We start from the raw sequence: 21,096 nt of genomic DNA on the forward strand, positions 1-21,096 counted from the left end.
TCCTACATCAAACGATCGATCCGGTCATTCAGCGTGGCGGCCGACAGTTCCCCGGCACGCACGTCCAACAGCCGCCCCTGCGCGTCCAGGAACAAGGTGGTGGGCAGGCCGCGGCTGCGGACAGCCTGGCCCAGTTGCATCTGCGGATCGCGCCACATATTGGCCAGCTCCAGCTTTTCCTTGTCCAGGTACTGCCGGATGACGTCGGCCTCCTCGCCCTGGTTGGCAAAGACGATATGCACATCGTCGCGGCTGGACTGCACCTGCTTGAAGGCCGGCATCTCCCGCCGGCACGGCGGGCACCAGCTGGCCCACAGGTTGACCACGGTCAGCTTGCCCTGATAGCCCTGCAGCCCCGCCGGCGAATCCGCCTGCGCCTGCACGGGTTGCAAGGCCACCGCCGGCAAAACCCGGGGTTCTTGCGTCTGCATGGCGCCCGCCCAGCTCATGATCAGGGCGAAAGCGGCCAGGCCGATCGCAAGGCCTCCCGACAGCGCCGGCAGCATGGCCTTGTCGCGCAGCCCGCGCCACAGCCAGTAGGCCAGCGCTACCGCGGCGGCGGCCGGCAGCATCAGCCCGCCGTCGCGCAGGTCCATCCAGCTCAAGGGCGCGTGGCGATAGTAATCCCATTGCTGGACGAGAAAGCCCAGGCGCCCGGCCAACAGGCCCAGCAGCAAGCCGCGCCATAGCGCGGATTCCGCGCGCGTCCGGCTTCGCCTGTCCAGCCACGCGGCCAGCAACAAGGCCGCGATGGCCGCCGCCATGAAGGCGAACAAGGACGTGGCGAAGGTGAAGGGACCGAGCTGGATGCTTTGCATGAATACGGCTCCTGGCAAGACCGGAAAAGCAGGACCCGCTCACGGCGGGCCGGGTCAAGGAGTATGGACACCTTGAAAGCGTAAAGATTCCCGCCAGGCTCAGGCCTGCGCCAACGCCTGCATGAACTGCACGATCTTGTCGGCGTTCTTGACGCCCGGCGCGTCCTCGACGCCGCTGCTCACATCGATGGCGTAGGGCCGATGCAAGGCCACGCGTTGCGCGACGTTGTCGATCCGCATGCCGCCGGCCAGAATCAAGGGCGGCAGCGGCGACTGGCCGGCAAACCTCTGCTGCAGTCCCTGGATCAGTTCGGCGTCAAAGGCCGTGCCGGTGCCGCCGTAGGCGTCGTGATAGCCGTCCATCAGCCAGCCCCGGGCGTCCGGATACGCCAGGCAGGCCTGATACAAGCCCTCCACCGTATCCAGGCCGGGCGCGCCGGCCCGGAAGGCCTTGATGTAGGGATGGCCATACAGCCGGCATTGCTCCGGGCTTTCTTCGCCATGGAACTGCAGCAGGTCCGGGCGGACCTGGTCCAGTATCTCGCGCACGAATGCTTCCTGCGCATTCACGAACAGGCCGGCGGCCTGCACGAAGGCGGGGATGCGTCTGCGCAGACGGGCCGCCTGGTCCGTGGAAAGCATGCGCGGGCTCTTGGGATAGAACACAAAGCCAAGGGCGTCGGCGCCCGCCCGGACGGCGGCGTCTATGTCCTGCTCCCGGGTTAACCCGCAAATCTTGACCCGGGTACGGGCTGGCATCATGGCTGCTCCTGAATGAAAAACGGGGGCTTGGCGCCCCCGTTGTTGAACCTATGCTGTCTTACTGAAAGACGGCGGCGGGATCCTGCCCGTAGCTGTCCGAACCATAGGTGGATTCGGTACCGAACTGGATCTGGGAATCGTCCAGCAGGACTTCGCCGTGCTTGTAGTGGGTGACCATGCCGGGGAAGACCATGACCGCCGCCACCATCAGCAACTGGATAATGATAAACGGAACCGAGCCCCAATAGATATCCGTGGTGGCCACGCGCCTGATGCGCTCGCCGGTGACCTTGTCCGTATAGTCCTCCTTGGGCGCGACCGAGCGCAGGAAGAACAGCGCGAAGCCGAATGGCGGGTGCATGAAGGACGTCTGCATATTGACCGCCAGCAGCACGCCGAACCAGATCAGGTCTATGCCCATCTTGTCGGCGATCGGCCCGAGCAGCGGCACGATGATGAAGGCCAGCTCGAAGAAGTCCAGGAAGAAAGCGAGCAGGAAAGTCAGCACGCTGACCACGATCAGGAAGCCCCATTGGCCGCCGGGCATATCGATGAGCAGGTGCTCCACCCACAGATCGCCGTTGATGCCGCGAAAGCTCAGGCTGAACACCGTGGAACCCACCAGGATGAAGACCACGAAGCAGGACAGGCGCGTCGTCGATTCCATGGCCTGGCGCAGCAGCTTCCAGGACAGCCGGCCGCGCGAGACGGCCATGATGATGGCGCCCACCGCGCCCATGGCGCCGCCTTCGGTCGGCGTGGCCACGCCGATGAAGATGGTGCCCAGGACCAGGAAGATCAGGAACAGCGGCGGGATCATGACGAACACCACGCGCTCGGCGATCCGCGACAGCAGCTTCAGACGCAGCAGCTTGTTGGCCAGGGCGATGACCCAGGCCGTGACGCCCCACAGCAGGAGCAACACGACGATATGCTCGTCCACGGGGATGTTGGGGTGGGTGGCGAAGTAATGCTGGGATCCGAAGTAGGCCACGGCCGAGGCCAGCAGCGTCAGCAGGATCAGGGACGTCAGGCCGCGGCTGCCGTCCGGCTCCACGTAGACCCGCGCCTCGGGCGGCAGGGCCGGAGCGGACTTGGGCTTGATGTAGGACATGGCCACGATGTACAGGATGTACACGCCGGTGAGCAGCAGGCCCGGCACCATGGCGCCGCGGTACATGTCGCCGATGGAGCGGCCCAGCTGGTCGGCCAGGATGATCAGCACGATGGACGGCGGAATGATCTGCGACAGCGTGCCGGAGGCGGCGATCACCCCGGTCGCCAGCCTGCGGTCATAGCCGTAGCGCAGCATGATGGGCAGGGAGATCAGGCCCATGGAGATCACCGAGGCCGACACCACGCCGGTGGTGGCCGCCAGCATGGCGCCCACCAGCACCACGGCGATGGCCAGGCCCCCGCGCAGCGGGCCGAACAGCTGGCCTATGGTGTCCAGCAGGTCCTCGGCCATGCCGGAGCGCTCGAGAATCAAGCCCATCAGCGTGAAGAACGGCACCGCCAGCAAGGTATCGTTCTCGACGATGCCGAACACGCGCTGCGGCAAGGCCTGGAACAGGGCGGGCTGCATCAGCCCCAGTTCGATGGCCACCAGGCCGTAGAGAATGCCGATCGCGGCCAGGGTGAAGGCCACCGGAAAGCCCAGCAGCAGGAACGCGATCAGGTTGAAGAACATGATCGGCGCCAGATTATCAACAAAGAATTCCATCGTTACCGGCCTTTCGAAACGGGGGTTGCGGCTTGCTGGGCCTGCGCCATCTGGCGGATTTCTTCAGCCAGCTGTTCTTCGGCGCTGGGGCCGCCCGAGCCCTTGAGCGGATTGGGGCAGGCGCCGCGCAGAAAGCCGATGCACTTGATCAGGTGGGAGACGCCCGCCAGGCACAGGAGCGCAAAGCCCACGGGAATCAGCAGCTTGACCGGCCAGCGTATCAGGCCGCCCGTGTTCGAGGACAGTTCATGCAGATCGTAGGACTGCTGGAAGAAAGGGATGGAGAGCCAGAAGATCAGCAGGCCGGCGGGCAGGAGGAAGAAGATGACGCCGATGATGTCGATCCACACCTGCAGGCGCGGCGGGAAGCGTTCGGCCAGGGCATCCACGCGCACGTGTTCGTTCACGAAGAAGGTGTAGCCGGCCGCCAGCAGGAAGATGGCTCCGAACAGGTACCACTGCAGTTCCAGCCAGGCGTTCGAGCTGACCCCGAACACCTTGCGCACCACAGCGTTGATGGCGCTGACCAGGACCACGATCAGGGTCAGCCAGGTCACCGATTTGCCGACCGCGGTATTGATGCGGTCGATAAAGCTAGATAGACGTAATAAAAATTGCATGGCCTTGCTCAGGATATGGTCGCGTTCCGGAATAGCTTGTGGCTGGACCCGGAAGTTAGTCGGCCCAAAAATGGATTGGAATGCTTACAAAAAGAAAAGGCTTCACATTTTATACGATTGAAGCAAGCCCGAACGGCTCTCGAACCAAGGAATTACCCTTTGGAACAGGACATTGAATCGCTTGCTTCATCCCGTTTGTCCAAAGCGCAGGCCGGTCAGCTCGCGCAGTTGCCCATAGGGGTCGGCGGCGGGCAGGCCAAAGGCGGGCGGATAATCCACTCCGGCCAGATACAGGCCGCTGGCTTCGAATGTGGGCGCGGCCAGGCGCCGGTCGCGCTGCTGCAGCAGCTGCGCCGCCCAGGATGGCGGCTGACGGCCTTGGCCTATATAGATCAACGCCCCCATCAGGTTGCGTATCATGTGATGCAGGAAGGCGTTGGCGCTGAAGCTGAACAGGAAATAATCGCCCTGCTGCTCGATGTGTGCGCGCGTCAGCGTGCGCACCGGGCTGGCCGCCTGGCATTCCGAGGAACGGAAGGCACTGAAATCATGTTCACCCAGCAGATGACCGGCCGCCTCCTGCATGCGGGCCAGCTCGAGCGGCCGGAACACCCAGGCCGCCCTGCCCTGCGTCAAGGGCGAACGCACCCGATGCTGGCGTACCAGATACGCATAATGGCGTCCCTGTGCCGAGAAGCGGGCATGAAAATCGTCCGGCACCTCGCGCGCCCATTGGACGGCGATGGATTCCGGCAGCAAGGCGTTCACCCCGCGCACCCAGGACTCCAGGCTGCGCGCGGCCGTCGTATCCAGATGCACGGTCTGGTTCAGGGCATGCACGCCGGTGTCGGTGCGTCCGGCGCAAATGGTGCTGACCGGATGCGCGGCGAACCGGCTCAAGGCCTGTTCCAGCACATCCTGCACCGTGCGACCGCCCGGCTGGCTCTGCCAGCCCAGCCAGGGCGCGCCGTCGTAGCAGACGCCCAATGCGATGCGAGTGCTCATTGGCCCGCCTTTACGGACGGACGGGAGGCTCGTCCGAAGGCGGCTGATCCAGGTCCAGATTGATTTTTTCCAGCTTCTCGCGAACCATGGCCTCGCTGACGGGAGCCGGGGAATCGTCGATGTCTTGATTGGCGGAATTGGCCCGCTTGAGCACCCAGGTCACGATCAGTACGATCAGGGCCAGGACCACGGCCATGACGGCCAGCATGTGTTCTTGTATCCAGGACACGGTTTTCTTTGCCTTGTTGACTGCGCCCGCCATCTTGCCTTGTTCAGGGCCGGGTGCGACGGAAGCGGATCCGGAAGCGGCGAGGGGCGCCGCCGCGCCCGCCTGCCCGCCCTGCTCAGGGCCGGCGGCGGGAGTGTCAGCGCTGGTGTCGGCAAGGCCCAGTTCGCCGGCCGACTCCAGGATCAGATCCTTGGCCGCCTCCCCTTGCGATTGCAGGGCGCGGCTGAGATTGGAAACGTTTTCTTCGAGTTGCGACACCCGTTCGCCGGTATCGCGCAACTGGTGCTGGACCGCCTGCTTGTGGTCCGCGGCCGCGGAGGGCGCGGACAGGCGCAAACGGTCCTGGGCCTGTTCGGGATCGGCTTGGACCGCGGCGCCGACTTGCAGGGCCCCCTGCGAGGCGTCGGCCTGGCCCATGCGCACCCGGCCGCCCTGGCGCAGGGCGCGGGCCTGGTCCACGTACAGGCGGCGGGCCTGGGCGTCGTCCAGCGACAGCATCAGGTCCATGTCCGGCACCTGCAGGGATTGCCCTGCCTTCAGTCGATGCAGATTATGGCCGATGAAAGCGTCCGGATTCAGGCGCTGGACGGCCAGCATCCACTGGTAGGCCGTCACCCCGTCCACCGCATAGCGACGCGCCAGGGCGTGCAGCGTGTCGCCGGACTGAACCTGGATGGCGCCCTGAGGCACGCGCTGCACGCTGCTGTGTCCGGACGCGGCGCCGGCGGGCGCCGCCGGAATCAAGACGGACACCGGCGCGGCGCGTCTGGTCTGCGCCTGCCGCACAGGGAGCTGCACGCGCACCGCCGCGGGCGCGAGCACGCTGACCTGATGCGTAGCCTGGCCGCTGTCGCTGCGGATCTGCAGCAGGATGTCGGCCACCTTGCCCGAAAAGGGCTGGTCGGACGAAAGCACGATGCGGCGCACCTGGCCTTGGCCGTCGCGCTCCAGCCGGACCTGCAGGGAAGCCAGGTCCACCGGCGGGACCAGGCCGGCGGCGCGCCAGGCCGGCAGCGGCGCAGGCGCGGCCTGCAGGGACAGGCTTTCCGCCGGCGTGATGCTCCGTATACCCACATCCAGCCGCAGGGGCTGGTCCGGGCGCGAAACCAGGCGGCTGTGGCCGATCTCCAGGGCCTGGACATCGGCGCCGGCCAGCACGCCTGCCGACAGCAGGGCCGGACTCAGCAGTTGCAGTGCGCGCCGGCGGCCTGTCATGGTTACAGCTCGCCCAGGGCGATGCGCAGCATGCGGCGCAGCGGCTCGGCCGCGCCCCACAGCAACTGGTCGCCCACGGTAAAGGCGCTGAGGTACTCAGGCCCCATGTTCAGCTTGCGCATGCGGCCCACCGGGATGTCCAGCGTGCCGGTCACGGCCACGGGGGTCAGTTCCTGCATCGTGACCTGGCGCTCGTTGGGGATGACCTTGGCCCACTTCGAACCCTGGGCGATGATGTCGTTGATCTCGTCCAGCGGCACGTCGCGGGTCAGCTTGATGGTCAGCGCCTGGCTGTGGCAGCGCATGGCGCCGATGCGCACGCACAGGCCGTCGATGGGGATCTGCTTGTCCTGCGCCGTGCGGCCCAGGATCTTGTTGGTCTCCACGCCGCCCTTCCATTCCTCGCGCGTCATGCCGTTGCCCAGATCGGAGTCGATCCAGGGGATCAGGCTGCCGCCCAGCGGCACGCCGAAATTCTTCTGCGGCAGGGAGGGATCCTTCTGCGCCTGCAGCACGCCGCGGTCGATATCCAGGATGGCCGAGGCGGGGTCGGCCAGCAAGGCGCCCACGGACTGGTTCAGCAGGCCGAACTGGGTGAGCAGCTCGCGCATGTGCTGGGCGCCGCCGCCCGATGCGGCCTGGTAGGTCATGCTGGTCATCCATTCGACCAGGTCATGCTTGAACAGGCCGCCCAGGCCCATCAGCATGCAGCTCACGGTGCAGTTGCCGCCGATGAACTGCTTGCCGCCCTTGGCCAGGGCCGCGTCGATGACGTTGCGGTTGATGGGGTCCAGCACGATGACGGAATTCTCGTCCATGCGCAGCGTGCTGGCCGCGTCGATCCACAGGCCGTTCCAGCCGGCGGCGCGCAGCTTGGGATAGATCTGGCTTGTGTAGTCCCCGCCCTGGGCGGTCACGATGATGGGCAGCTTCTTGAGTGCTTCAATGTCGTGAGCGTCCTGCAATGGGCCGGCGCCGTCAGCCCACGAGGGAGCTGCGCCGCCGGCGTTGCTGGTCGAGAAGAACACCGGCTGAAAAAGGGAAAAATCGCCTTCGTCGCGCATACGCTGCATGAGCACGGAGCCCACCATACCGCGCCAGCCGACCAAACCTACCGCTTGAGTCATGGTAATACCACCTGGATATCGATAATGTAAAAACTATAAGAATACTATTTTAGAGCCTGAAGGACCGCGTCGCCCATGGCGCTGGTGGACACGAGTTCGCAGCCCGCTTCATGGATGTCGCCGGTGCGCAGCCCCTGCTCCAGCACGCTGGAGACGGCGGCCTCGATGCGCTTGGCCTGCTCCTCGGCATTGAGCGAATAGCGCAGCAGCATGGCGGCCGACAGGATAGTGGCCAGCGGATTGGCCTTGTTCTGGCCGGCGATGTCCGGGGCCGAGCCGTGGCTGGGCTCGTACAGGCCCTGCTGCGACGCGTTGAGCGATGCCGAAGGCAGCATGCCGATGGAACCGGTCAGCATCGCGGCCTCATCCGATAGGATATCGCCAAACAGGTTGCCTGTGACGATCACGTCGAATTCTTTTGGCGCACGCACCAGTTGCATGGCGGCATTGTCCACGTACATATGGCTCAGGGCCACGTCGGGATACTCGCGCGCCACATCGATCATGATGTCGCGCCAGAACTGCGAGGTCTCGAGCACGTTGGACTTGTCCACGCTGCACAGGCGCCTGTTGCGCTTCCGGGCGGCCTGAAAGCCCACGTGGGCGATGCGGCGCACTTCGCTTTCGGCGTAGTGCATGGTGTCGAAGCCCTGGCGCTCGCCCGCAAAGGCGCCTTCCTGGACGGTGCGCACGCCGCGCGGCTGGCCGAAATAGATGTCGCCGGTCAGCTCGCGCACGATCAGGATGTCCAGCCCCGACACGACTTCAGGCTTGAGCGTGGAGGCGTTGGCCAGCTGCGGATACAGGATGGCCGGACGCAGGTTGGCGAACAGGCCCATGGCTTTGCGCAGGCCCAGGATGGCCTGTTCGGGGCGCAAATGACGCTCCAGCGAATCGTATTTCCAGTCGCCCACGGCGCCGAACAGCACGGCATCGGACTCCTGCGCCAGCTTGAGGGTTTCGGGCGGCAAGGGATGGCCGTGCAGGTCGTAGGCGGCCCCGCCCACGGGAGCCACCGTCATGTCCAGGTCCAGGCCCACGGCGGACAGCACGCGCTGCGCCTGTTCCGTGATTTCGGGGCCGATGCCGTCGCCGGGCAATACTGCAATCTTGTAGGTCATGATGAATTCAGGCGTAAAAGTCGGGTGATAGGGAAAAAGCGCTCCGGCCGGCAGGCTGGAGCGCTTTTGTCATGAGCGTGTTCAGGCGGACGGATTGCCGACCAGCCAGGGATGACGGGCCAGGCGCTGCGACTCGTATTCCCGGATCAGGTCGGCCTTCTGCAAGGTCAGGCCGATCTCGTCCAGGCCGTTGAGCAGACAGTGCTTGCGGAAGGCGTCGATGTTGAACGGCAATTCGCGGCCTTCCGGCGTGATCACGCGCTGCTGCTCCAGGTCGATGCGCAACTGGTAGCCGGGGAAGGCCTTGACCTCGTCGAACAGGCGAGCCACATCCAGCTCATTGAGCACGATGGGCAGCAGGCCGTTCTTGAAGCTGTTGTTGAAGAAGATGTCGGCGAAGGACGGCGCGATGATGGCGCGAAAACCGTATTGCATCAGGGCCCAGGGCGCGTGTTCACGGCTGGAACCGCAGCCGAAGTTCTGGCGCGCCAGCAGGATGGAGGCGCCCTGGTAGCGGTCCTGGTTCAGCACGAAGTCCGGGTTGAGCGGCCGCCTGGAATTGTCCATGCCCGGCTCGCCATGGTCCAGGTAGCGCAGCTCGTCGAACAGGTTGGGCCCGAAGCCCGTGCGTTTGATGGATTTCAGGAACTGCTTGGGGATGATCAGGTCGGTGTCGACGTTTTCCCGGTCCAGGGGAGCGACCAGGCCTTGATGAGTGGTGAAAGCTTGCATGGCGAGGTCTCCTTAGTTGAACGAGCGCACATCGACGAAATGACCGGCAATGGCGGCGGCGGCGGCCATGGCGGGGCTGACCAGGTGCGTGCGTCCGCCCTGGCCCTGGCGGCCTTCGAAGTTGCGGTTGGACGTGGACGCGCAGCGCTCGCCTGGTTCGAGGCGGTCGGCGTTCATGGCCAGGCACATGGAGCAGCCCGGTTCGCGCCACTCGAAGCCGGCGTCAAGGAAGATCTTGTCCAGGCCTTCCTGCTCGGCCTGGCGCTTGACCAGCCCGGAGCCGGGCACGATCATGGCCTGCTTCACATTGGCGGCCACCTTGCGGCCGCGAGCCACGGCGGCGGCAGCGCGCAGGTCCTCGATGCGGGCGTTCGTACAGGAGCCGATGAACACGCGGTCGATGCGTATGTCGGTCAGGGGCATATTGGGCGTCAGGCCCATGTATTCCAGGGCGCGCTCCATGCCGTTGCGCTTGACTTCGTCCTTTTCCTTGTCCGGGTCGGGCACGCGGCTGTCCACGGGCAGCACCATCTCGGGCGAGGTGCCCCAGGTCAGCTGCGGCATGATCCGGCTGGCGTCGATGCGCACGACGCGGTCGAACTGGGCGCCCTCGTCCGAATGCAGCGTCTTCCAGTATTCCACGGCCTGGTCCCACAGCGGCCCCTTGGGCGAGTAGGGCCGGCCGCGCAGGTAGTTGATGGTCTGCTCGTCGACCGCGACCATGCCGGAGCGCGCGCCGGCCTCGATGGCCATGTTGCAGATGGTCATGCGCCCTTCCATGCTCAGGTCGCGAATGGCCGAGCCGCCGAACTCGATGGCGTAGCCCGTGCCGCCGGCCGTGCCGATCTGGCCGATCACGTACAGGATCAGGTCCTTGGCCGTGCAGCCGAAGGGCAGCTTGCCGTCCACCTGCACCAGCATGCTCTTGCTTTTCTTCATGAGCAGGGTCTGGGTGGCCAGGGTATGCTCCACTTCCGAGGTGCCGATGCCGAACGCCAGCGCGCCCACGGCGCCATGGGTGCTGGTGTGCGAATCGCCGCAGACCACGGTCATGCCGGGCAGCGTCGCGCCTTGCTCGGGGCCGACGATGTGCACGATGCCCTGGCGCACGTCGTTCATGCGGAATTCGGTAATGCCGAAGTGTTCGCAATTGGCGTCCAGCGTATCCACCTGCAGGCGCGAGATCGGGTCTTCGATGCCGTTCTGGCGCGAGGTGGTGGGCACGTTATGGTCGGCCACGGCCAGGTTGGCGCTGACGCGCCAGGGTTTGCGCCCGGCCATGCTCAGGCCCTCGAAGGCCTGCGGGCTGGTCACCTCGTGCAGCAGGTGGCGATCGATATAGATCAGACAGGTGCCGTCGGTTTCCTGGTGCACGACATGTTCGTCGAACAATTTATCGTATAAGGTCTTGGCCATTGCGTTCTCAACATCCGGTTGGGACAGGAGCCCGGAAAAAGCCGGGCCGCTTGCTGTGATTTACGTCATTATGACAGGCGCAGTAACTGGGACAAGACCAGTTTCCATCCTAGTATTGAAAGTACCAGCCTGAACTTGCGCGAGCATAGAAAACCGGGTGCCTTGCAGGCATCCAGCCGGTCGAAGCGCCTGGGAAAAGCCGACTAGCGCCGCGCTTGTTCGTAGAGCGGCATGACACGCTCGGAAATGGCCTGCAGGTCGGCGATGCGGGTCGAGGACGAGGGGTGGGTGGACAGGAACTCCGGCTGTCCCCTGCCCTGCTCCAGCGCCGCCATCTTCTGCCACAGCGTGACCGCGGCGCGCGGGTCGTAGCCGGCGCGCGCTGCCAGCTCGACTCCGATCAGGTCGGCCTCGGTCTCATGGGTGCGGCTGTTGGGCAATTCGAACATGACTTCGCTGAGCGAGCTGCCCAGGTCGCTGACGGACTGCACGCCGGTGATGGCCGTGAGCACGGACAAGCCGATGGAAGTGGCCATTTTCTGCGACACCTGCTCGCGCGAATGTTCGCGCAAGGCATGCGCCATCTCGTGCCCGATGATGGCGGCCAGCTCGGCGTCCGTGGGCTGAATGCGCTTGATCAGGCCGGTGTAGACCGCAATCTTGCCGCCGGGCATGCACCAGGCGTTGACCTCGTCCTGCGCTATGACGTGCACTTCCCAGTTCCAGCCCGCGGCATCGGGCCGGAAGGCCCCGACCTGGGCGATGAGGCGCTGGGCGATGGCGCGCACCCGCCGGGTCTGCGCCGCATCCGTGTCCAGCGCGCCCTGCGCCCGCGCCTGGCTCAGCACCTGAGCGTAGTTCTGCGCCGCCGCCTGATTGAGCTCGGCCTCCGAGACCAGGCCCGACATGTACTGCTTGCGCTCCACGCCCACATTCCCGCTGGATGTGGTCTGGACGGCGGCGCAGCCCGCCACCGCCAGCGCCAGCGCGCCGGCGGCGAATCGTTTGCCAAAGACTGAACGTTTCATGAGCGACTCCACAGACTGTTGAAGAAGTAAGGAACGTACGCCCGGCTTGCGGATCAGGTCCGGATGGAGCATTGCGCCTGATGGCGCAGGCAATGATCCATCAGGACGATGGCCAGCAGGGCCTCGGCTATGGGCGTGGCGCGTATTCCCACGCAGGGATCGTGGCGGCCCAGCGTCTGCACCTCCACCGGGTCGCCGGCGCGGGTGACGGAGGGCCGCATGGTGCGAATGCTGGAGGTGGGCTTGATTGCGAGCGACACGGTGATGGCCTGGCCGGAAGAAATGCCGCCCAGGATGCCGCCGGCGTGATTGGTCTTGAAGCCGTCCGGGTAGAGGGCGTCGCCGTGCTCGGAACCCTTTTGCACGATGCTTTCGAAGCCCGCGCCGATGGACACGCCCTTGACGGCGTTCAGGCCCATCATGGCATGGGCGATGGCCGCGTCCAGGCGGTCGTAGATGGGTTCGCCCCAGCCGGCCGGCACGCCTTCGGCCACCACTTCGATGCGCGCGCCGATGGAGTCGCCTTCCTTGCGCAGTTCGTCCATATAGGCTTCCAGTTCCGGCACCATGTCGGGGTCGGGCGCATAGAAGGGATTCTGGCTGACGCTGTCCCAGGTCTTGAAAGGAATCTGCAAGGGGCCGAGCTGGCTCATGTAGCCGCGGATCTGGATGCCGAAATGCTGCCCCAGCCATTTCTTGGCGATGGCGCCGGCCGCCACCGTAGGTGCGGTCAGGCGCGCCGAGGATCGGCCGCCCCCGCGCGGATCGCGGTTCTCGAATTTTTTCCAGTAGGTGTAGTCGGCGTGCCCGGGGCGGAAGGTATCCAGCAGGTTGCCATAGTCCTTGCTGCGCGCATCGGTGTTGCGGATCAGCAGGCTGATGGGCGTGCCCGTGGTGCGGCCCTCGTAGAGGCCGGACAGGATCTCGACCTGGTCAGGCTCGCGGCGCTGCGTGACGTGCCGGGAGGTCCCGGGGCGGCGGCGGTCCAGTTCGACCTGAATGTCCTGCTCGGACAGTTCCAGGCCGGGCGGGCAGCCGTCGATGACCGCGCCAATGGCCGGTCCGTGGGATTCACCATAATTGGTGACGCAGAAGCTTTTGCCTAGTGTATTGCCGGACATACGTGGATTCGTTGCGAAGAAATGCGAAAAAATAAAGAAAGGACAGGCTGGATTATGGCATTGTTCGCCGCGCCGGACATGCCCGCGGCCGTATCCCCGCCATAGGCCGCCCGTTCAGGACGAGCAGCTGACCTCCAGCCGGCAGCCCCAATCGGGCGGCGCTGCGGCGTAGGCCTCGTACCCCGCGCGCTCGGTATAAGGGTCGCGCAGCAGCGTCAGCAAGGTTTCGATCTCGGCGGCGTCATCCTGCGCCGCGGCCCGTATGGCCTGCTCGGCCAGGTAATTGCGCAGCACATAGAGCGGATTGACGCGATTCATGGCGACGGCGCGCTGCGGCGTGTCCGATCCGTCCTGGGCCAGACGCTGCCGATAGCGTTGCAGCCAGGACGAGGCCTGTTCGGAGTGCTCGAACAAGTCCAGGAAAGCCTCGGGTATGGCGGGCGCCTGAGCCAGGGCCCGGAAGGACAGGGTGAAGTCCGCGCCGCTGACGTGCAGCAGCCGCCACCAGTCATCCACCAGCCCGGCGTCCTCCCCGGTCCAGGTGCGCAGGCCGAACTTGGCCTGCAGATTGGCGTGATAGCGCTTGAGGAAGTCGCCCTCGAAGGCCTGCAGGCTTTCCTTCAGGGCATCGGCCTCCAGGTCCAGCGACAGGAAGGCGCTGGCCAGGCGGTACAGGTTCCAGTGCACGATGGACGGCTGCATGTTCCAGGCGTAGCGTCCCTGCGTGTCGCTGTGATTGCACACATGGTTGACGCGGAAACGATCCATGAATCCGTACGGGCCGTAGTCTATGGTCAGGCCCAGGATGGACATATTGTCGGTGTTCATGACGCCGTGGCAAAAGCCCACCGTCTGCCAGTCCGCCACCATCTCGGCGCTGCGCCGCGCCACTTCTTCCAGGAAACGGCAGACGCGCTGCTGTTCGCTGTCGGACTCCCGGCGCAGTTCGGGGTAGAACTCGCGCAGCACGTAGTCCAGCAGGATGCGCAGGCGCTCGGCATCGTGCGACCAGTGCTCGAAGGAGCCGAAGCGCACGAAGCTGGGCGCCACGCGGGTCACGATGGCGCCCGTCTCCACGGTTTCCCTATACACGGGAGTGTCGGAAGTGACCAGCGCCAGGGCCCGGCTGGTGGCGATGCCCAGGCCGGCCATGGCTTCGCTGGCCAGGTATTCGCGCACGCTCGAGCGCAGCACCGCGCGTCCGTCTCCCATGCGCGAATACGGCGTCTTGCCCGCGCCCTTGAGCTGCAGCTCCTGGGGTCCGTCGGGCGTATCGATCTGGCCCAGCAGATGCGCGCGGCCATCGCCGAGCTGGCCGGCCCAGATGCCGAACTGATGACCGCTGTAGACCGCCGACACCGTCCGCCCGCCAGGCAGGGGCTGCCGGCCCGCGACCACGTCCAGGAACTCGGGCTCGTGCAGACGCGCCGTATCCAGCCCCAACCGGGCCGCCAGGGCCTCGTTGACGTGCAGCAGGCGCGCATTGGCCAGCGGCTGGGGCGGCACGGCGGTATGGAAGGCGGACGGCAGATCCGCGTAGGTATGGCGTATGGTCAGGCCGTCGAACAAGCTGGACATGAGGCCTCCTTAGATCATGGACACGTTCGTTATGCCGACCGGGCGGCTTTTTCGGCCTTGGCGCGCTGCTTGGCGGCCTTCTTGGCCGGCCACAGGTAGAAGATGGCGCAGAAGTAGAAAATGAGCGCCAGAACGATTTCGCCCAGCGCCCAGGGCAGGACGGTGGCCACGGGATCGGACCAGGCCCGCACCACGCCCTCGGCAAAATACAGCAGGATCATCATGGAGGTCCACTGCAAGGTATACAGATTGCCCTTGAGCACGCCGCGCAGCGGAAACAGCAGGGGCACGACCTTGAGCACCAGCCAGGATCCGCCGGGCTTGAGGGGCGCGAAATGCAGCTCCCAGGCCAGGCAAAGGACGATGAGGGCGACCAGCGCCGAGGCGGCCACGCGATGAAGTATGGGGTTCAATGGTGCATGCATGCTGTTATTATCACCTGAACCATGTCGAAAAAGCAGCGCCCGGCGCACGAAACACGCCCCGAAAAACGACGAGGACTCCTACATGCTCCCTGTGCCGTCCAGCGACGCCCATTCCCCGCACACTGCCGCCCCTCCGACAGGCCAGCCGACGTCCGCGCCGCCGCGCAAAGGCCTGGCGCACCTGCTGGACATCGTGCGCTTCGTGTTCAAGCGCGTCGCCGAGAAAGACCTGATGAAGGTGGCCTCCAGCCTGACCTACACCACCATTCTCGCCCTGGTGCCCATGCTGACCGTCGTGCTGGCCCTGTTCACGGCCTTCCCGCTGTTCCAGGAGTTCGAGCAGGCCCTGGAAGGCTTTCTGACCCGCAACCTGATGCCCGAAGTGGTGTCGGAAAACGTGATGCTGTACCTGAACCAGTTTGCCGCCAAGGCCTCGGGCCTGACCGCCGTGGGCAGCCTGTTTCTGATCGTCACGTCCATCATGCTGATCATGACCATAGACGAGACCTTCAACGACATCTTCCAGGTTCACGTCAAGCGGCCGCTGGGCCAGCGCCTGCTGGTCTACTGGGCCATCATCTCGCTGGGCCCCATCCTGACCGGCGCCAGCCTGTGGGCCACCGCCGTGCTGGCGCGCGAATCCCTGGGCTATATCGGCGATCTGTCGGACATCGTGTCCTTCGCCCTGTCCTATGTTCCCTTCCTGTTCAGCGCGCTGGGCTTCACGGCGCTCTTCATGTACGTGCCCAACCGCCGCGTCTGGTGGCGCGATGCGCTGGTGGGCGGAGTGGCGACCGCCGCCGCCCTTGAAGTCATGAAGGCGGGCTTCGCCTTCTACCTCACGCGTTTCCCGACCTACACCATCATTTACGGCGCCTTCGCCACCTTGCCCATCTTCCTGCTGTGGATCTACATATCCTGGCTGATCGTGCTGCTGGGCGCATCCATGGTCGCCATCCTGCCCGACTGGCGGCGGCGCAACTGGGTCAAGCTCGACGTGCCGGGCATCGCCTTCACCGACGCGGTGAACATCCTGCATCAGCTCTGGCTGAACCGTCTCGATCCCCTGCCCGGGCTGAGCATCAGTTCGCTCAGCCTGCGGCTGGAACGGGATCCGGACGAGCTGAACCAGGTCATGTGCAAGCTCAAGGACATGGGCCTGATCGCCGACACCCTTCAGAACGAGGACGAAGTCTGGGTGCTTAGCAGCGATTTGCGCCAGGTCAGCCTGAATACGCTGATAAAGACATTTCTCCTGGACCGCTCCCACGCCCACGAGGGTCCGCTAGAATATGTACTGAACTATTTATCCCACTTCTTCGACCAGCGAATGTCCAATCTGGAAAACCTGTTTGAATCGCCCGACGGCGTACTTGCAGCCTGCCCAGCCCCACAGAATTCCGATATCCGCCAGGAGACCCAGCATGCTAAAAGTCAGTGAAATCCTGCGTGTCAAAGGTGACACGCTTTATACCGGCACCCCCGACATGACCGTCGAAAAAGCCGTGCAGAGCATGAGCGAGCTGGACATAGGCTCGCTGGTCATCATGGAGCACGGCCAGCTGGTCGGCATGCTGACCTTCCGCGAAATCATCCGCCACTGGCACGCTCATGGCGACAAGGCCTCGGGCTTCACGGTGCGCAGCATCATGGACGATGCGCCGGTCAGCGTCACACCCAACACCAGCGCCGATGAAGTACAGCGCCTGATGCTGGACAACCACGCGCGCTACATGCCCGTCATGGACGGCCCCACGCTGATGGGCGTCATCTCCTTCTACGACATGGCGCGCGCCATCGTGCACGCCCAGCAATTCGAGAACAAGATGCTCAAGGCCTACATCCGCGACTGGCCCACCGACTCCGAATCGGCCGGGGCCAACTGATCCCGCCGCTCTCAGGCGCCGTTCTGGCGCTTGAGCTCCTGCCAGGCCTGCGCGAGCAGGCCTGCGTCGTTTCCGGCCAGCAAGGCGGGATCGGTCAGGGTGCGGCGCCACTGGCGCGCGCCCTTCTTGCCGTGCGGCCAGCCCAGCAGGCTCTTGACCACGATGCGCAGCGGCACGCCCGCCCGCACCTGCGCGGCGGCATAGGCCTGCATGCGTTCGATGACGCTGTCCTCGTCCGGGATGGCCTCGGACGGCCACAAGCGGCGATGGATGTCGGTGAGCACGCCGGGCGTATGCCAGGCGGCGCGGCCCAGCATGACGCCATCGAACTGCCGCTCCAGCTCCACGGCCTGGTCGGCCTGGACGATGCCTCCGTTGAGCACGAACCGCGCCTGCGGGAAATCGGCCTTGAGCTGCCGGGCCGCATCGTAGCGCAAGGGAGGAATCTCGCGGTTGTCCTTGGGGGACAAGCCCTTGAGCACCGCATTGCGCGCATGCACGGTGAACACGCGGCAGCCGGCCTCGAACAGTATGCCCACGAAATCGCGCACGAAATCATAGGATTCGCTGTAGTCCAGGCCCAGGCGGTGCTTGACCGTGACCGGTACGGAAACAGCGTCCTGCATGGCCTTGACGCAATCGGCGACCAAGTGCGGTTCGGCCATCAGGCAGGCGCCGAACGCCCCCTTCTGGACGCGCTCCGAAGGACAGCCGCAATTCAGGTTGATCTCGTCGTAGCCCCATTGCTCGCCCAGCCGGGCGCTGGCGGCCAGCGCCTGCGGATCGCTGCCGCCCAGTTGCAGGGCCACGGGATGCTCGGCCGGGTCGAAATCCAGGTGGCGGGCCTGGTCGCCGTGTATCAGCGCACCGGTGGTGATCATCTCGGTGAACAGCAGCGCCCGAGGCGCCAGCAGGCGGTGAAAGAAGCGGCTGTGCCTGTCGGTCACATCGATCATGGGCGCCACGCTCAAGCGCCACATCTGGCCGTCAGGCAGGGTGGGTGTATTCATATGGATTCGGGTAAAGGCCCGCGGCAATGGGCGGGCGCAAGAGACAAGCTGTTATTTTAATAGCTTAAGGGCCGCGGGGAAAACCGGCGCCGCGCGCCCGGTCTTGCGCCAAAATCCGCGACACGCCCCAAAAAGCCCGCGCACTGGTCTAAAATCGGCCGTTTGGCTCTTCTTTGCGCGCCGGCCGGCGCGCCGCCACCTTCAAACCGGACACTGAATCAAGCATGGCTGTTTTTACCTCTGTCAGCGAACTGGATGCCCGCGCACTGCTGGACCACTACAACATCGGGGAGCTGGTCTCCCTGCGCGGCATCACCGCCGGCATTGAAAACACCAATTACTTCCTGACCACCACGCAAGGCGAGTATGTCCTGACCCTGTTCGAAGTGCTGACGCTGGAACAACTGCCCTTCTACATCGAACTGATGCATCACCTGGCCGCCAAGGGCGTGCCGGTGCCCGAGCCCATGACGCGCCGCGACGGCAAGCGCATCGGCGTCATGCACGGCAAGCCCTGCTCCATCGTCACGCGCCTGCGCGGAGGCTACGAGCCCGATCCCACCGTGGAACACTGCCGGCAGACCGCCGCCACCCAGGCCCGGGCGCACCTGGCCGCGCAGGACTTCCCGCTGGAGCAGCCCAATCTGCGCGGCCTGTCCTGGTGGCAGGCCACCGTACCCCAGGTGCTGCCTTTCCTGGATGCCGGCCAGGCTGAACTGATCCAGACCGTGCTGCAGGAACAGACCGATTTCGCCGCCACGGACTGCTACCGCAGCCTGCCCAAGGGGCCGGCCCACTGCGACCTGTTCCGCGACAATGTGCTGTTTGCCGGCACTTCGGATTCTCCGCAGATGGGCGGCATCATCGACTTCTACTTCGCAGGCTGCGACACTTGGCTGTTCGATGTGGCCGTGGGCGTGAACGACTGGTGCATAGACCGCCTGACCGGCGCCCTGGACCTGGCGAAAGCGCAGGCCTGGCTGCAGGCCTACGCCCAGGTGCGCCCCTTCACCGACGCCGAACGGCAAGCCTGGCCGCGCCTGATCCAGGCGGCCGCCCTGCGCTTCTGGGTGTCGCGCCTGTACGACTTCTACCTGCCGCGTCCGGCCCAGACGCTCAAGCCCCACGACCCCCGCCATTTCGAGCGCGTGCTGCGCCAGCGCCGCGACCACGGCGCGCCCGCCTTGCCGCGCTGATCACGGATACCGACCATGCAGGCTGCCAAGCTCCCCTTTCTCTATGGCTGGTACTGGATCCAGGAAGGCATGCGGCTGTTCAGGCTGCAACCCGCCGCGCTCTTCTTCTGGAGCCTGGTGACATCCATCCTGATCAATCTGAGCACTCTCTTCCCGATCTTCGGCCAGATGATCCTGATCGTGCTCGTGCCTTCCATGACCTTCATCGTGCAGAACGCCTGCCGGCGCATAGACGCCGGCCAGACCATGCGGCTGGGCCTGTGGCTGGAGCCGGTCAAGCCCTCCAACGTACGCGCCCGCCTGATCCAGCTTGGCCTGGTCTATCTGCTGGCCTGCCTGGCTGCGGGGTTCCTCGCCACCGCGCCTTTCGTGCAGGAGCTGGCCGACCTGATGGCCAACAGCAATGCCGCCAGCCCGGAAGAAATCATGTCGGCCTTCCGCAAGCCCATCCTGACCTTCTTCATCCTGTACATCGGCTTGTCGGGCCTGTTCTGGCACGCACCCGCCCTGGTGGGCTGGCACGCCGTGCCCATCAAGCAGGCCTTGTTCTTTTCCATGGTGGCCTGCTGGCGCAACAAGGCGGCCTTTCTGCTCTATGGCCTGTGCTGGGCCGCCGCCTTCTATGGCCTTCAGACCCTGGGCCAGCTCATGCTGGGCGCCGGCCTGAGCCCCGGCACGCTCACGGTGCTGCTGACTCCCGTCAACCTGGCGATCGCCGCCGTGCTCTACGCCAGCTTCTACCCGGCCTATCGCAGCGTATTCGGGGATTCCACCCCCAGGCCGACCGTCTGATCCGGCCCGATGACAGGCTCGGTCCGATGTTGCGGACCGAGCCTGTCATCGGCTTCACCCAGACTTACCCAGACTTACCCAGACGCGCCCTCCGCCCTGCCGCAGTTGCCGCAAGGCATCCCGCCATGGCCCGAATCCCTCGGGACCGCACAAGAGCCCCGCCGGCGCCTCCAGCACGGAATACGCTTGCGGGCACCAGCGCCAGGTACCGACCGGCACATGAGAGCAAAAACGCAAGGCTTGGTCGCATCGATCCAGAAAACACAGATCCAAGGGCTCGCGCAGCCCCCAGGTATGAACGGCTCGGCAAGGCCGCAACCACATGCCGTGCAGGCCGCCGTCGCGCGGAAGCGCACGCCAGCCACGGAGCCGCGACCAGGCGTGACGGGCATCATGCAGGCATAGCAGACGTGCGTCCATGAGCGCCGCCTCAGAAAGGCGCTGACAGCCATGGCCCCAGCAAGGTCATGCCCAGGACCAGGAAGGTGCAGGGAAAGATGCAGACCACCAAAGGCAGAAGCAGGTGGACAGGCAGCTTCAGGGCCCGCTGCTCGGCTTCCAGGTGCAAGCGGTTGCGCAACTGCTCCGATTGGGCGCGCAGCAAGCTTGCCAGGGACAGGCCCGTCTCCTGGGCCAGCTCCAGCGCCAGGGCCAGTTCCTCCAGGTCCGCCAGCCTGATCCGCCGACCCGCGGAACGCATGGTCTGCGAGAGCCGTCGCCCGGTGCGCATGTCCGCCAGCGCCATGGACAGGACATGCCTCAAGGCGCCATCGGGAAGACTTTCCAGGGATTGGGTCCATGCTTGCTGCAGCCCCAGCCCCGACTCCACCGCCAACACCAGCAGGTCCAGAAAGAACGGCAGGTCGCGACGACAGACGCCGGCCAGCTTGCGCTGGGAGATGCGCACCTGCTGCAGCCAATGCATCAGGCTGACCGGCACGATGGCCGCGCAGGACCACGCGGTGGCGCGCAACGGAAAACCCAGACGCAACAAGGCCGCCGCACTGCCCAGTGCAAGCAGACTGGCCAGCGCCAAGGTCCTGGCCAAGGCGCCGACCGGATCCCGAGCCGTCGGCTGGGCGAAGCGATACAGCCATTCGTTGATCAAAGGCAAGGAGCCCGCCATCGCCAGCAACTTGAGAAATGGGGCCTCCCAGGCCTGCAGGGCTGCTTGTGCGGGCCGCCGGCCAGCTCGCATCAACTGCCGACAGCGCGCCTGCCAGCCCCACAGCAAGGCCATCAACAAACAGCTTGCGCTCGCACCGGCCAGCAACCAGGAAATTCGATGCATG

At 65.3% G+C, this 21,096-nt stretch carries 20 protein-coding genes; 4 read left to right on the forward strand and 16 right to left on the reverse strand.

Annotated elements, in window-relative coordinates; all coding sequences use genetic code 11:
- Window positions 1–2: 2 nt before the first annotated feature.
- From ACF3ND_RS10070 to ACF3ND_RS10135, 14 genes are all read right to left on the reverse strand, one after another.
- On the reverse strand, window positions 3–818 hold the full coding sequence (locus tag ACF3ND_RS10070; protein WP_394060029.1) for a TlpA family protein disulfide reductase: 816 nt from the start codon (window positions 816–818) through the stop codon (window positions 3–5).
- 99 nt (window positions 819–917) lie between these two features.
- Window positions 918–1,577: a phosphoribosylanthranilate isomerase gene (locus tag ACF3ND_RS10075; RefSeq protein ID WP_394065817.1), complete on the reverse strand. Its 660-nt coding sequence runs from the start codon at window positions 1,575–1,577 to the stop codon at window positions 918–920.
- A gap of 61 nt (window positions 1,578–1,638) precedes the next feature.
- On the reverse strand, window positions 1,639–3,303 hold the full coding sequence (locus ACF3ND_RS10080; protein WP_394060031.1) for a TRAP transporter large permease subunit: 1,665 nt from the start codon (window positions 3,301–3,303) through the stop codon (window positions 1,639–1,641).
- A gap of 2 nt (window positions 3,304–3,305) precedes the next feature.
- Entirely contained in the window at window positions 3,306–3,923 is a 618-nt protein-coding gene (locus tag ACF3ND_RS10085) for a TRAP transporter small permease subunit (RefSeq protein ID WP_394060033.1), read from the reverse strand.
- A gap of 186 nt (window positions 3,924–4,109) precedes the next feature.
- Window positions 4,110–4,928: a tRNA pseudouridine(38-40) synthase TruA gene (truA, locus tag ACF3ND_RS10090; RefSeq protein ID WP_394060035.1), complete on the reverse strand. Its 819-nt coding sequence runs from the start codon at window positions 4,926–4,928 to the stop codon at window positions 4,110–4,112.
- Between the two features lie 10 nt (window positions 4,929–4,938).
- Complete coding sequence (locus ACF3ND_RS10095; RefSeq protein ID WP_394060037.1) at window positions 4,939–6,372, reverse strand: FimV family protein; 1,434 nt, start codon at window positions 6,370–6,372, stop codon at window positions 4,939–4,941.
- A 2-nt stretch (window positions 6,373–6,374) separates the two neighbouring features.
- Window positions 6,375–7,499, reverse strand: coding sequence for an aspartate-semialdehyde dehydrogenase (gene asd, locus ACF3ND_RS10100; RefSeq protein WP_394060039.1), 1,125 nt, complete (start codon window positions 7,497–7,499; stop codon window positions 6,375–6,377).
- A gap of 44 nt (window positions 7,500–7,543) precedes the next feature.
- On the reverse strand, window positions 7,544–8,620 hold the full coding sequence (gene leuB / locus ACF3ND_RS10105; protein ID WP_394060041.1) for a 3-isopropylmalate dehydrogenase: 1,077 nt from the start codon (window positions 8,618–8,620) through the stop codon (window positions 7,544–7,546).
- Between the two features lie 81 nt (window positions 8,621–8,701).
- Complete coding sequence (gene leuD, locus ACF3ND_RS10110) at window positions 8,702–9,352, reverse strand: 3-isopropylmalate dehydratase small subunit (RefSeq protein WP_394060043.1); 651 nt, start codon at window positions 9,350–9,352, stop codon at window positions 8,702–8,704.
- Between the two features lie 12 nt (window positions 9,353–9,364).
- Window positions 9,365–10,768 carry a 3-isopropylmalate dehydratase large subunit gene (leuC, locus tag ACF3ND_RS10115; RefSeq protein ID WP_394060045.1) on the reverse strand — a complete coding sequence of 468 codons (1,404 nt, stop codon included), beginning with the start codon at window positions 10,766–10,768 and terminating at the stop codon, window positions 9,365–9,367.
- Between the two features lie 203 nt (window positions 10,769–10,971).
- The gene (locus ACF3ND_RS10120; protein WP_394060047.1) at window positions 10,972–11,796 is read right to left on the reverse strand and encodes a M48 family metallopeptidase; all 825 of its coding nucleotides are present in this window, start codon (window positions 11,794–11,796) and stop codon (window positions 10,972–10,974) included.
- 53 nt (window positions 11,797–11,849) lie between these two features.
- On the reverse strand, window positions 11,850–12,917 hold the full coding sequence (aroC, locus tag ACF3ND_RS10125; protein WP_394060049.1) for a chorismate synthase: 1,068 nt from the start codon (window positions 12,915–12,917) through the stop codon (window positions 11,850–11,852).
- A 114-nt stretch (window positions 12,918–13,031) separates the two neighbouring features.
- The gene (locus ACF3ND_RS10130; RefSeq protein ID WP_394060051.1) at window positions 13,032–14,495 is read right to left on the reverse strand and encodes a YdiU family protein; all 1,464 of its coding nucleotides are present in this window, start codon (window positions 14,493–14,495) and stop codon (window positions 13,032–13,034) included.
- Window positions 14,496–14,524: 29 nt separating this feature from the next.
- Window positions 14,525–14,920 carry a DUF2069 domain-containing protein gene (locus tag ACF3ND_RS10135; protein WP_394060053.1) on the reverse strand — a complete coding sequence of 132 codons (396 nt, stop codon included), beginning with the start codon at window positions 14,918–14,920 and terminating at the stop codon, window positions 14,525–14,527.
- A gap of 82 nt (window positions 14,921–15,002) precedes the next feature.
- Between ACF3ND_RS10135 and ACF3ND_RS10140 the strand changes: the two genes are divergently transcribed.
- Entirely contained in the window at window positions 15,003–16,361 is a 1,359-nt protein-coding gene (locus ACF3ND_RS10140; RefSeq protein WP_394060055.1) for a YihY family inner membrane protein, read from the forward strand.
- Window positions 16,345–16,806 (forward strand): CBS domain-containing protein, encoded by a 462-nt coding sequence (locus ACF3ND_RS10145; protein WP_394060057.1) that lies wholly within the window; start codon window positions 16,345–16,347, stop codon window positions 16,804–16,806. The genes ACF3ND_RS10140 and ACF3ND_RS10145 overlap by 17 nt, the downstream gene beginning before the upstream one ends.
- 11 nt (window positions 16,807–16,817) lie before the next feature.
- Here the strand turns inward: ACF3ND_RS10145 and dusA are convergent, their stop codons facing one another.
- The gene (gene dusA / locus ACF3ND_RS10150) at window positions 16,818–17,816 is read right to left on the reverse strand and encodes a tRNA dihydrouridine(20/20a) synthase DusA (RefSeq protein WP_394060059.1); all 999 of its coding nucleotides are present in this window, start codon (window positions 17,814–17,816) and stop codon (window positions 16,818–16,820) included.
- A 224-nt stretch (window positions 17,817–18,040) separates the two neighbouring features.
- Between dusA and ACF3ND_RS10155 the strand changes: the two genes are divergently transcribed.
- Together ACF3ND_RS10155 and ACF3ND_RS10160 are read left to right on the forward strand one after the other, a co-directional pair.
- Window positions 18,041–19,012, forward strand: a complete 972-nt coding sequence (locus tag ACF3ND_RS10155; protein ID WP_394060061.1) for a homoserine kinase — start codon at window positions 18,041–18,043, stop codon at window positions 19,010–19,012.
- Between the two features lie 15 nt (window positions 19,013–19,027).
- A complete protein-coding gene (locus ACF3ND_RS10160; protein ID WP_394060063.1) occupies window positions 19,028–19,804 on the forward strand; it encodes a BPSS1780 family membrane protein in 777 nt (258 codons plus the stop codon).
- Window positions 19,805–20,234: 430 nt separating this feature from the next.
- On the opposite strand, the gene ACF3ND_RS10165 is transcribed toward ACF3ND_RS10160, so the two are convergent.
- Entirely contained in the window at window positions 20,235–21,095 is an 861-nt protein-coding gene (locus ACF3ND_RS10165) for a type II secretion system F family protein (protein ID WP_394060065.1), read from the reverse strand.
- Window position 21,096: the final 1 nt, after the last annotated feature.

The sequence above is a fragment of the Alcaligenes sp. WGS1538 genome, assembly GCF_043187505.1.
Classification (GTDB): Bacteria; Pseudomonadota; Gammaproteobacteria; order Burkholderiales; family Burkholderiaceae_B; genus Alcaligenes.

What these genes read in the sequence shown, in the direction of transcription:
- leuD (WP_394060043.1), bottom strand. Translation starts at nt 9,352, where the DNA reads ATGCAAGCTTTCACCACTCATCAAGGCCTGGTCGCTCCCCTGGACCGG.
- aroC (WP_394060049.1), bottom strand. Translation starts at nt 12,917, where the DNA reads ATGTCCGGCAATACACTAGGCAAAAGCTTCTGCGTCACCAATTATGGT.
- ACF3ND_RS10140 (WP_394060055.1), top strand. Translation starts at nt 15,003, where the DNA reads ATGCTCCCTGTGCCGTCCAGCGACGCCCATTCCCCGCACACTGCCGCC.
- leuC (WP_394060045.1), bottom strand. Translation starts at nt 10,768, where the DNA reads ATGGCCAAGACCTTATACGATAAATTGTTCGACGAACATGTCGTGCAC.
- ACF3ND_RS10145 (WP_394060057.1), top strand. Translation starts at nt 16,345, where the DNA reads ATGCTAAAAGTCAGTGAAATCCTGCGTGTCAAAGGTGACACGCTTTAT.
- ACF3ND_RS10165 (WP_394060065.1), bottom strand. Translation starts at nt 21,095, where the DNA reads ATGCATCGAATTTCCTGGTTGCTGGCCGGTGCGAGCGCAAGCTGTTTG.
- ACF3ND_RS10085 (WP_394060033.1), bottom strand. Translation starts at nt 3,923, where the DNA reads ATGCAATTTTTATTACGTCTATCTAGCTTTATCGACCGCATCAATACC.
- asd (WP_394060039.1), bottom strand. Translation starts at nt 7,499, where the DNA reads ATGACTCAAGCGGTAGGTTTGGTCGGCTGGCGCGGTATGGTGGGCTCC.
- ACF3ND_RS10075 (WP_394065817.1), bottom strand. Translation starts at nt 1,577, where the DNA reads ATGCCAGCCCGTACCCGGGTCAAGATTTGCGGGTTAACCCGGGAGCAG.
- leuB (WP_394060041.1), bottom strand. Translation starts at nt 8,620, where the DNA reads ATGACCTACAAGATTGCAGTATTGCCCGGCGACGGCATCGGCCCCGAA.
- ACF3ND_RS10120 (WP_394060047.1), bottom strand. Translation starts at nt 11,796, where the DNA reads ATGAAACGTTCAGTCTTTGGCAAACGATTCGCCGCCGGCGCGCTGGCG.
- ACF3ND_RS10130 (WP_394060051.1), bottom strand. Translation starts at nt 14,495, where the DNA reads ATGTCCAGCTTGTTCGACGGCCTGACCATACGCCATACCTACGCGGAT.
- ACF3ND_RS10070 (WP_394060029.1), bottom strand. Translation starts at nt 818, where the DNA reads ATGCAAAGCATCCAGCTCGGTCCCTTCACCTTCGCCACGTCCTTGTTC.
- ACF3ND_RS10160 (WP_394060063.1), top strand. Translation starts at nt 19,028, where the DNA reads ATGCAGGCTGCCAAGCTCCCCTTTCTCTATGGCTGGTACTGGATCCAG.
- truA (WP_394060035.1), bottom strand. Translation starts at nt 4,928, where the DNA reads ATGAGCACTCGCATCGCATTGGGCGTCTGCTACGACGGCGCGCCCTGG.
- ACF3ND_RS10135 (WP_394060053.1), bottom strand. Translation starts at nt 14,920, where the DNA reads ATGCATGCACCATTGAACCCCATACTTCATCGCGTGGCCGCCTCGGCG.
- ACF3ND_RS10155 (WP_394060061.1), top strand. Translation starts at nt 18,041, where the DNA reads ATGGCTGTTTTTACCTCTGTCAGCGAACTGGATGCCCGCGCACTGCTG.
- ACF3ND_RS10080 (WP_394060031.1), bottom strand. Translation starts at nt 3,303, where the DNA reads ATGGAATTCTTTGTTGATAATCTGGCGCCGATCATGTTCTTCAACCTG.
- dusA (WP_394060059.1), bottom strand. Translation starts at nt 17,816, where the DNA reads ATGAATACACCCACCCTGCCTGACGGCCAGATGTGGCGCTTGAGCGTG.
- ACF3ND_RS10095 (WP_394060037.1), bottom strand. Translation starts at nt 6,372, where the DNA reads ATGACAGGCCGCCGGCGCGCACTGCAACTGCTGAGTCCGGCCCTGCTG.